Origin of the sequence: Aeromicrobium sp. YIM 150415, assembly GCF_016918125.1 — a bacterium.
Lineage (GTDB): Bacteria > Actinomycetota > Actinomycetes > Propionibacteriales > Nocardioidaceae > Aeromicrobium > Aeromicrobium piscarium.
On sequence record NZ_JAERWM010000009.1, the window covers coordinates 1 to 5,544 of the forward strand.

7 protein-coding genes are annotated in these 5,544 nt (G+C 69.8%); 2 read left to right on the plus strand and 5 right to left on the minus strand.

Features of this window, described 5'->3' with window-relative positions:
• Positions 1 to 104 precede the first annotated feature (104 nt).
• Positions 105 to 1,127, minus strand: coding sequence for a DUF418 domain-containing protein (locus JL108_RS05570; protein WP_205197453.1), 1,023 nt, complete (start codon positions 1,125 to 1,127; stop codon positions 105 to 107).
• Positions 1,124 to 1,609 carry a GNAT family N-acetyltransferase gene (locus JL108_RS05575; RefSeq protein WP_205197454.1) on the minus strand — a complete coding sequence of 162 codons (486 nt, stop codon included), beginning with the start codon at positions 1,607 to 1,609 and terminating at the stop codon, positions 1,124 to 1,126. The genes JL108_RS05570 and JL108_RS05575 overlap by 4 nt, the downstream gene beginning before the upstream one ends.
• Positions 1,610 to 1,670: 61 nt before the next feature.
• Between JL108_RS05575 and JL108_RS05580 the strand changes: the two genes are divergently transcribed.
• A complete protein-coding gene (locus tag JL108_RS05580; RefSeq protein WP_205197455.1) occupies positions 1,671 to 2,531 on the plus strand; it encodes an NUDIX hydrolase in 861 nt (286 codons plus the stop codon).
• A 12-nt stretch (positions 2,532 to 2,543) separates the two neighbouring features.
• On the opposite strand, the gene JL108_RS05585 is transcribed toward JL108_RS05580, so the two are convergent.
• A complete protein-coding gene (locus tag JL108_RS05585) occupies positions 2,544 to 3,011 on the minus strand; it encodes an SRPBCC family protein (protein ID WP_205197456.1) in 468 nt (155 codons plus the stop codon).
• Between the two features lie 90 nt (positions 3,012 to 3,101).
• Here JL108_RS05585 and JL108_RS05590 point away from each other — a divergent pair, with 90 nt between their 5' ends.
• Positions 3,102 to 3,797, plus strand: a complete 696-nt coding sequence (locus JL108_RS05590) for a TetR/AcrR family transcriptional regulator (RefSeq protein WP_205197457.1) — start codon at positions 3,102 to 3,104, stop codon at positions 3,795 to 3,797.
• On the opposite strand, the gene JL108_RS05595 is transcribed toward JL108_RS05590, so the two are convergent.
• On the minus strand, positions 3,701 to 4,672 hold the full coding sequence (locus JL108_RS05595) for a hypothetical protein (protein ID WP_205197458.1): 972 nt from the start codon (positions 4,670 to 4,672) through the stop codon (positions 3,701 to 3,703). The genes JL108_RS05590 and JL108_RS05595 overlap by 97 nt on opposite strands.
• Entirely contained in the window at positions 4,669 to 5,403 is a 735-nt protein-coding gene (locus JL108_RS05600) for a hypothetical protein (RefSeq protein WP_205197459.1), read from the minus strand. Before JL108_RS05600 ends, JL108_RS05595 begins: the two co-directional genes overlap by 4 nt.
• Positions 5,404 to 5,544 lie beyond the last annotated feature (141 nt).

The following is a 5,544-nucleotide window of genomic DNA, read 5'->3' on the forward strand; positions in this document are numbered from 1 at the left end:
GCCCTCGACGCCGGCCCGGCCACCCCTCCCCCCTCCGGGCGCGACTTTTGCCGGGTTGTGGCCCTTCACACGCCGTTGTGAGGGCCACAACCCGGCAAAAGTCGTCAGAGGGGGTGCGAGGTGGGGCGGTAACGGCGGGTGAGGACTCCGGTGAGCCACTCGATCGGTCCACGGCCGACCCACCGAGCCCAGGCCCAGCCGGCGACGCCGACGCCGAGCACGATGATCAGGAAGCCGCCCCAGTCGTTCGTCGCCCGTATCGCATCGTCGCGGTTCAACCAGGCGATCACCGCGATCTGCAACACGTAGAGCGACAGCGCGACCGTCCCGACCTCCTCGATCGGGCGCAGAGCCCGTGCCCACCGCATCCGCACGGCCAGGCCGCACAGACCGAGAACCACTGCGACGAGCGAAGCGTCGTGCAGCAGATCGAGGGTCGAGCCGGAGACCGTGTCCGCACCGGGTCGCGTCCGCAGCGCCGTGACGACGAGCTGCGTCCCGGCTCCACCGATGAGGCTCACGGCAGACCACCACGGGTCGGGACGCCGCGCGTAACTGACCAGCAACGACCCGACCAGGAAGAACGGCAGCAGCGAGGTCACACGATAGTGCGGGTCGGCCACGAACCAGCGGACCAGCAGATCGCCCAGGGAAGGATCGTTGGCGATGTCCGCGTAGTAGCCGCCCGGCCAGTCGGCGGCGCGCTGCACCGCCGTGTTGAGCAGCGGCGAGAAGACGAAGAAGGCCAGCGCGATGACCGCGACGCTCCGCCGGCCGAGCAGCACCAATGGCGTGCCGATGATCAGGAGGCAGCCGAGCATCGCGAGCACGATCGCCACCCAGCTCCCCCACGTCTCCAGCCAGATGCCGAGCGCGATCAGTACCACACCACGCACCAGGTTGTGCACGAGCACGGATCGCGGTCGCGACGCGGACCGCTGGATCATCACACCCGCGGAGATCCCCATCACCAGCGCGAAGAGCGGCGAGGCGACGTCGTTGACGCGGCTCAGCAGCTCGTCGGCCCAGTCGGGCCGATCCGGCACCAGCACCTGGGCGTGCGCGACCAGCATCGCCACGATGGCCACGCCACGCGCCAGGTCCGGCAGCGGCCATCGAGAGCTCACGAGCTCGTACCGAGACGCTGGAGCGGATCGCCGGAGAGCCGGTACGTGAACCACTCGCGTTGGTGGACCGCGCCGAGGGACTCGTAGAAGGCGATCGACGGGGCATTCCAGTCGAGCACCTGCCAGACGAGCCGGGAGTAGCCGCGCTCGACGCAGACCTGTGCCAGCGTCGCCAGCAGCGCACCGCCGAGTCCCGCTCCCCGATGCTCGGGCGTGACGTAGAGGTCCTCGAGATAGATGCCGTGCACGCCGTCCCAGGTCGAGAAGTTGAGGAACCAGATCGCGGTTCCGACGACCTCACCCCCCACCTCCGCCACGTGCGCGAACACCGCCGGCGACTCACCGAACAGCCGCTCCCGGAGCTGCTCCTCAGTGAGCCGGCACTGCTCGGGGGCCTTCTCGTAGGCGGCCAGCTCGTGGACGAGCCGCACGAGTGCGGGAACGTCGTCGGGGCGCGCGACACGGATCTGGGGCTCGGCCATGACCCCGATTCCATCACATGGGCCGGGAGGTAGCGGGTCCCGACGCGGTAGCCTCGGCGATGTGACTGATGAGGCGCTGCGAGACGGGGAGCTGTCGCTCGAACCGACCTCGGGGTCCGCGGAGTTCCACGGCTTCGCGGTCCTCATCGACGAGGAGCGCGTGGGCACGGTGGCGTTGCGCCCGGACGGCCGGCGCGAGGGCTCCATCCGCTGGAACCTGGGAGACCATGGTTCCTTCGCCGCCAGCCGTGCGCTGCGGCTGGGCATCCAGCACGCGTTCACCGAGCTCGGCTGGGAACGCGTCTGGGCCCAGGTCGATGTCGACGACACCACCGACCTGCGCAGCGCGTCCCTCGCCGGCCTTCGTCGCGAGGGAGTCACCCGTCGCAGCGGGGCGCCGGATCGCGTGCTGGTCGGCCGGCTGATCGACGATCCCCCCGCGCTGAGTCGCGAGGGCTTCGTCTCGATCCTCAACGCAGGTCTGCCACGCAAGCGCGTCATCGCCCAGGGTCTGCTCCGCGATGAGCACGATCGGGTGCTGCTGTGCGAGCTGACCTACAAACGGGAGTGGGACCTGCCCGGCGGCGTGATCGAGGTCGGGGAGTCTCCCGGCACGGGACTCGTGCGCGAGCTGCACGAGGAGCTCGGCATCACGGTCGATCTCGGCGCGCTCGTGACGATGAACTGGCTGCCGCCGTGGCGTGAGTGGGACGACGCCTGCCTCTTCGTCTTCGACCTGGGGCGGATCGATGCCGCGACCGTCGAGGACATGGAACTGCAACGCACCGAGATCGCCGGGGTCCACTGGTGCGATCTCGAGGAGGCGCGGGCTCACGCCACGGGTGCCACCGTCGAGCTCCTGGAGGCACTCGAGGCCGGTGAGCTGCCCGCCTATCGCGAGGCTCCGCTCCAGCCCGAGTGACCTCGCGCGACCTCAGCGGGGGTCGAGCACGGCGCCGGCGATCCCCGCCAAGGTCTGCGACATCCCCTCCAGCATCAGCGCGTCGAAAGTCTCGCGACCGCCCATATAGGTCTCGGTGAGCTCCCGCGAGAAGGGCGAGATGCCCTCGGGCGCCTCGCGGCGCTGCACGAGGGTCGTCCCCTCCTCATGGGGCTCGAGCAGGAAAGACCAGATCACCCAGTTCTCCTCGATCCGGAAGGCGATCTCGCGGTCGACCTCGAAACGCACGATCTCGCCGTGGGTGATCCACTCCATCTCCCCGTGGCTGTTGCGATTGGTGAACCGGGTACCCGCCTCCACGCGCTCGAAGCCGGCGCGCAGGCGGGTGGAGACCACCTGGGGGCTCCACTCCGGCATCCTCCGGATATCGCTCACGACCGGCCACACCCGTCTCGGTGGCGCGGCGATCACCAGCTCTCGTTCGAGCAGTGTGGCGTCCATCGACATCTCCTTATGCGTCCGATCGGTCGTCTAGGGTTGACCGTAGGCCATCGCCAACTTGACGTCCACTCGGTCGTCTACCATGTGGGCATGCAGGAGAGCCCACACCGGGACGGCCGGCGAGCCCGCGGGGACCGCACCCGGCGTCTGGTCGCCCACGCCGCGTCTCAGAGCGCCACCGTGCGCGGCCTCGACGCGATCACCGTCGGCACGCTCGCGGCCTCGACCGGAGTGAGCAAGAGCGGCATCCTCACCGTGTTCGAGTCCCGCGAGGCGATCCAGCTCGCCGCCGTCGCCCATGCCCGCGAGCTCTACCGCGAGCACGTCATCGGCCCAGCCTGGCGACGACCACCCGGCCGCGAGAGGCTCCACGGATGGATCGAGGCGTGGCAGGACTACCTCCGCGCGAGAGTTTTCGCCGGCGGCTGCTTCGTGACCACCACCTCGGCCGAGTACGGCCATCGCGACGGCCCCGTCGCCGAGGCCGTGCGAGAGCTCAAGACCGAATGGCTGGAACTCCTGCGCGATGACCTGCGCATCGCGGGCTCGGCCGATGCCGAGACCGATGCCTTCAAGATCGACGCCTATCTCAGCGCCGCCGCGACCCGGCGCGAACTGCTCGGCGACGACCTCATCCTCGACCGGGCACGGGCACTGGCCGACGAGATCATCGACGTGGCCGGTTCCGCTCAGCCGGGCCCGCCCTCCTGCGAGGACGAGTCCACCACCCCGCCGGACGCTCCGAGAGTCCGCGGAAGCTCATCGGCCCCCTCGGGCGGGATGTAGACGACGAGCTGATGGGCGTACCGCAGCGATCCGGTGCCGACGACCCCGTCGGGCCAGAAAGCCCGTTGAGGTGAGTCCTCCGGCCAGGTCACCCGCAGACCTCCGTCCACCGTGAAGGTGTCCTGGCGCAACAACGTCCCGAACACCAGCGCGCCGCCGTCCTCGGTACGCAACGCGTAGACCTGCGGATCGGCCGACCACGCCTGCTCGAAGCTCACGCCTTCGAGCTGTTCATTGGCGCTCAGCGTGCGGGTCATCTGTTCGACGAAAGGGTCGTCGCGCCATGATGCCGCCGCCCCCTCGTCGTCATCGAGGCTCGCGGCGAGCGAGGCCAGCACCTCCTCGGGCGCCCCGGTCATGGCGGTGGCGTCATCGGCTGCCACCCGGCGGGCCGCATCGCCGACGGACCTCACACCGGGAAGGCGCGTCTTCTCGGTGATCTCGGCAGTCAGCGTCACGAGCCACGGTTCGCTCGCCGTACCGCGCTCGAAGACCTGGACCTGACGGCGTCCCGTGGCGTCGTCGGCCACCACCGCCGCGAACCACAGCGGATAGCGCGAGAAACGCGGCAGATAGGTCTCCTCGATCGTGAAGGGACCGTCGAAGGCGAACTCCTCGCGTTCGAGTTCCTCGGCGATCGAGAACATGCCGGTGTCGATGGCGAGCGCCGATCCCGTCTCGACCGTCGACAACGGCTGAGGGTCCAGCGCATCGGCGGCGGCACCGCGAACGGTCCGGTACTCGCGGACGACATCGTCGACCTCCTCGACCGGCAGCACGTGCTTGACGATCGGGGCCTCCGGGTCCCGTTCGCCGGGCAGAGCGCAGCCCGCGAGGAGCATCAGCGCCGCCAGGCACAGGGTCGCGGCCCTCATCGGCTCTCCCCCGGCGGCAGCTCGCTCTCCTCGACGATCTCCACCTCGCCGAGGGCCTCGACCTCCTCGGCCGAGATCTCGCGCTCGGATCCGTCCTCCTCGACGACGACGTAGACGACCTCCTGCTCGTCCTCGACCGGTCGCCGGCGCAGCAACAGGTGGACCAGGACCGCCACGGCACCCCCGGCCACGATCAGGCCGATCGAGCGGGCGAAGATGCCCTCGACCCCGTAGGCCGTCGACAGGGTGAGACCCCGCAGATTCGCGTCTCCCACCGACAGGACCGCCACCGAGACCGATTCATCGGGGAGCCTGGCCTGGAGCAGCGCGCCGCCCAGGCCTCCCTCGCCGGCGATCCACCAGTCCATGGCGGTAGGGGAAGCGGGCAGTGCGGGCCCGCCCTCGGCAGCTGAGGCCTCCATGCGCCAGGGCGGCTCGAAGGCGGTGACCTCCAGGCGTTCGGTGCCCTCGACATAGCTCATGACATCGACGCTGTTGCCGAGACCGACGAAGACGGGCTTGTCGCCCGGCACCTCGGCGAGGACCTCGATCTGGACGTCCTTCCACGCGATCACCCCCGGGCGGGTGACGACGGCGGACCCCTCGGTGTCGATCGGATGCGGGCCGGAGACGAAACGGCTGTCCGGGCCGAACACGACGATGCCGGCGACGCCGACGAGCAGCGCCACCACCCCGGCGCCTTGAAGCAGCCGCCACCCGATGATCCGCACGGCATGAACCGTAACCGACAGTGACGCCTTCGGCCGCACCACTCACCCGGCCTGGACCGAAATGTGCTCCCGATTCGTCAACCGGGACATCCCTGGGTCGACGCATAGGGAGCACAATTAGGTCCACGGCCGCGGGGGGCG

What these genes read in the sequence shown, in the direction of transcription:
- JL108_RS05575 (WP_205197454.1), bottom strand. Translation starts at nt 1,609, where the DNA reads ATGGCCGAGCCCCAGATCCGTGTCGCGCGCCCCGACGACGTTCCCGCA.
- JL108_RS05585 (WP_205197456.1), bottom strand. Translation starts at nt 3,011, where the DNA reads ATGGACGCCACACTGCTCGAACGAGAGCTGGTGATCGCCGCGCCACCG.
- JL108_RS05590 (WP_205197457.1), top strand. Translation starts at nt 3,102, where the DNA reads ATGCAGGAGAGCCCACACCGGGACGGCCGGCGAGCCCGCGGGGACCGC.
- JL108_RS05595 (WP_205197458.1), bottom strand. Translation starts at nt 4,672, where the DNA reads ATGAGGGCCGCGACCCTGTGCCTGGCGGCGCTGATGCTCCTCGCGGGC.